This window comes from Okeania sp. SIO2B9 (assembly GCF_010672505.1).
GTDB lineage: Bacteria > Cyanobacteriota > Cyanobacteriia > Cyanobacteriales > Microcoleaceae > Okeania > Okeania hirsuta.
On sequence record NZ_JAAHGK010000654.1, the window covers coordinates 1 to 4,262 of the forward strand.

Sequence of the window (4,262 nt, forward strand, 5' to 3'; positions counted from 1 at the left end):
TATAAAGGTCAAGGGACTGTGCTTTGACCTTTATATGTAAGCATTCAGCATTCAGTATTCAGCTATTGCTTTGTAGTCGGTAAAAGCCATTGATAAATTGAGGTCAAATTCAATAGTAAGAGATAACCGTTAATAGCTGAATTGTTACGTTTATATCCCGATAAATCAAGGTATTTACCAAACAATATTACTACTGTCTAATTGTATTAAGTTAATATCTTGATTAAGCTAATTAGGGTTTGCTGAAAAAGTCTTTTAGTAGGGGTAGAAGACAGGAGACAGGAGACAGGATTCAGGGGAATTATAGAGGAGGTAGGAGTAAGAATTCTCCCTAAAATTTTCTGCCCAACTCTTGCCCAAAATGCGCTTCTTTTTGACCTTGAGCAACCGAAAAGTTGGCACTTTTTTCAACCTAAAATATCTAAAATCCTTATCTATCAATGCTTTGAGTTTTTCTCAGCAAGCCCTAATTAAAAAACACTTAAAATCAAAACAAATTAACTTAAAATAATATTACTAATTTTGGCAATTAGACACCACTTATAGATCGAAAATTTTTCTTACAGTTCTGTATAGCTATATTTCTGCATTACAGGCTGACAAATTACATTAATTTTCTGTATTTCTTCAGCATTTAGTTTTCCCTGTAAATTGCTAGCTCTCGTTGTATTAATAGGTCTGTCAGTCCTGGTTCCTCCTGCCAAATATTTACCAGGATTTTTTTGATAACAATTCAGTAAATCATCGCTCCATTCAATTTCCAAAAAATTAGTTATTTTCGCTAATGTTTCTTTTGTATTTTGGATTAGATCTTCATATTTAGACTCTAAAACATCAAATCCATGATTCTTTAGCCAAATCGGGTATTGGTTTTTATATAACCAATAAATCCCAGCTAATTCAACTTTAGATAATTGAGATAGATGCCAATTTTCTAACTCTTTACCAAAAAAAGGTTTGAGTCTTTCTATTTCTTTTATAACACATCGATCGATCCAATCTCCTTGTGAATTAACTAGATTGAGCATCGAAGAAATAGTGCTATGAGGATTTCTAATCGGCCATATTATTTTTGAACTAGGATAAAATCTTTTTAAGAAATCTAGTTTATGAGAATGCTCTAGAATCTTAAAACATAAATAATGATGGTTAATCTTATTAACTGCTAGTCTTTGAGCTGAGGGAAAAGGATACGGACTAGGAAATTCTGTTTCGTCTACACAAGTAATTTGAGGATGTGCATTAAGAATGGATAGTAATAAGGTTGTACCACTTCTTTGACAACCAAAAATAAAAAATAAATTCCCAGAAAATATTGGGCTAAAGTATCTTAATGTAATTAGATTTCTGAGATGATACTTAAATTGTGAAATCATATTTGGATTATATTTAACTAAACATTAATATCGTCAAAGGTCGTTGAAGAAGGAGACAGGAGACAGGAGACAGGAGACAGGAGACAGGAGGAAAATTACATGGGGATTCTCACCCCAAGTAATGCGTGAACACGACCGTTGACGGTGGGGTATTAAACCCACAAAGAAAATGATAATTTCTATGGACTAGCTAGACTTTTAAAGTATTCTATTCAAGCGGTGAAATTATTAAATTAAAACTAGACCATAGGTAAGCATTTCCTGCGGAATGCTGCGCAAATAGCTCTTAGTAGTCAGCACTTCCCTGCGGGATGCTACGCAAACAGCAAATAATAAATAACTCCTTCTATAGTATACTTTGGCAGTAACTTTTAATTCTCTCTAAATTTTTCAATTACTTTTACCTCTTCCTCTCATCAATAGCTGATAGCTGATACCAAATTGAAATGAAGCTGTATAGAATAATATTTCAAGCAGAATTGACCGCAGATACGCGTAAATAAAGATAGTAGCAATTAATGAATTTCATCATTCTATGCAACCTGATATCAAACTGGTATGATAGCTGAATGCTTATTACCATAGTCATCATATTTTAGGTATTAAAGTAGTCATACAAAATTAATTACACATACTCTAAAGCTAAAAATATGAGGTTGTGCATAAAGAAAATGTGGGAGTTTTTTTGCTTGATTGAGTATTGTTTTTTGTCTTATTAACATATTCTTATTATCAGTTGATTTCTGGATGAATAGCGATAATGTGCATGAATTGGCACAAGAAATTCTGCTGCTGTTATGGACGTGCAAAAAAATACAAATTTGATTCATAATGCCCATGTTCATGCATATCGAAACCTAGCATAGCTACATCGCTCCTTGGAGCTAGAATGACTTGATTACTTATCCCACACTTTACTGATGCACTACCAAATATGATGCTGTAAAAATTACAGAGAATAAAATTAGGTAATTAATTTTGCCTCAGCACTTAAATTGTCTAGGCAATCCAAGGTAAGTCAGAAGTAGAAACCGAGCTACAACTAAACTAATTATTCTCAAAATTATTAATCTGAGTGAATATTATTATCAACTATTTAGAGCTAATTTATTAAGTAAATATTAACAGGCTGAATTCCTGGCAATACAAAGGTTTTTGGAGTTATATCCCAATAACACCTAAATTCCTGAGAGTTAGATGAAGTAAGAGTTTTAGCTAAGTTTACAAATCAGCTCTTACATATCATCTAATTTTTACAAATAACAAATCAATGCATCAAGTAAGGTGAAAAACAGAACATTTAAGTATACTTGAAAAAAACACCTTTTGAGAGGGAGATTTACCATGAAAATAATTGTGAAGATTAAAAATTAATAATTAAATTAACGCCAAAATCAAAAACAGCTATTCTCCTGATAATTTAGAATTAGAAAAAACTTGTTGAAATTACTTTATGACCCTGAAACTATACAATACCCTAACTCGTCGCCAAGAAAATTTTGAATCCCTAGAACCAGGCAAAGTTAAAATGTACTGCTGTGGTGTTACAGTATACGACTACTGCCATTTGGGCCATGCTCGTTCGTATATTGCCTGGGACATAATACGTCGATATCTAATGTGGCGGGGCTATCAGGTACGATATGTGCAAAATTTTACTGATATAGATGATAAAATCCTTAATCGGGCCAGAGAAACAGGTACTTCTATGGAGTCGGTGGCCGAACGCTTCACTGAGACTTATTTTGAGGATATGAAACGGTTGAATGTGCTAGAAGCAGACGAATATCCTCGGGCAACTCAGACAATAGATGGAATTAAGCAGTTAATCAACGACCTGGAAAAAAAAGGTTTTGCCTATTCTGCGGGAGGGGATGTCTATTATCAGGTGCGGGAATTTACCGAATATGGGAAGTTATCGGGCCGTCGCTTGGAGGAAATGCAAGCTGGGGCAAGTGGTAGAGTTGGAGGAGAAAATTTAGAGACCTCTAAAAAGAAAGACCCATTTGATTTTGCCTTATGGAAAGCAGCAAAACCGGGGGAACCTGCATGGAATTCTCCCTGGGGACAAGGAAGACCAGGTTGGCATATTGAATGTTCTGCAATGGTGCGAGAGTGTTTAGGAGAGACTATTGATATTCATGGTGGTGGGGCGGACTTAATTTTTCCTCACCATGAAAATGAAGTTGCCCAGTCGGAAGCAGTAACTGGAAAGTCTTTAGCTAAATATTGGTTACATAATGGCTTTGTCACAATTAATGGGGAAAAAATGTCAAAGTCCCTCGGTAATTTTACCACGATTCGGGATTTATTAGACAAACCTGTAGACCCAATGGCTGTAAGAATGTTTGTTTTGACTGCCCAATATCGAAAACCTATTGATTTTACCCCTGAAGCGATCGCTTCTGCGGAAAATGGTTGGAATACGATTAAGGAAGGTATATTATTTGCTTATCAATATGGTTCTCAGTTGGGATGGGAAACGCCAGAAAAAGTATTATCTGAAAAGACAAATTTATTAACTTCTCAAGTTGAAAAATTTCAGAAAGCAATGGATGATGATATTAATACTCCTGGTGCTTTAGCTGTTTTATTTGAATTAGCTAAGGAGTTACGTCGAGAGGGTAATATATTAGTACATGAAGGCCAAACTGAAACATCTTTAGAGAAATTACAAAAACAATGGATAACTCTTGTAAAGTTGTCACAAGTATTAGGTTTAGAATTTCAACCAAATGCAGAAATTAATGATGAAGTTGGAGGTTTAAGTGATGCTGAAATTGAGTCTTTAATTCAGCAACGTTTAGCTGCAAAAAAAGCCAAGAATTACTCTGAAGCAGACCGCATTAGAGATGAACTACAAAACCAAGGTATTCAACTAATAGA

At 34.4% G+C, this 4,262-nt stretch carries 2 protein-coding genes; one reads left to right on the forward strand and one right to left on the reverse strand.

Annotated elements, in window-relative coordinates; genetic code table 11:
- Window positions 1-560: 560 nt before the first annotated feature.
- Complete coding sequence (locus F6K13_RS20920; protein ID WP_287288255.1) at window positions 561-1,376, reverse strand: sulfotransferase; 816 nt, start codon at window positions 1,374-1,376, stop codon at window positions 561-563.
- Window positions 1,377-2,829: 1,453 nt separating this feature from the next.
- On the opposite strand from F6K13_RS20920, the gene cysS reads away from it, so the two are divergent.
- The coding region (gene cysS / locus F6K13_RS20925) for a cysteine--tRNA ligase (RefSeq protein WP_287288257.1) at window positions 2,830-4,262 on the forward strand (1,433 nt) is incomplete at its 3' end.

Excerpts from the sequence above, each read along its gene's own strand:
- F6K13_RS20920 (WP_287288255.1), bottom strand. The coding sequence starts at position 1,376 with ATGATTTCACAATTTAAGTATCATCTCAGAAATCTAATTACATTAAGA.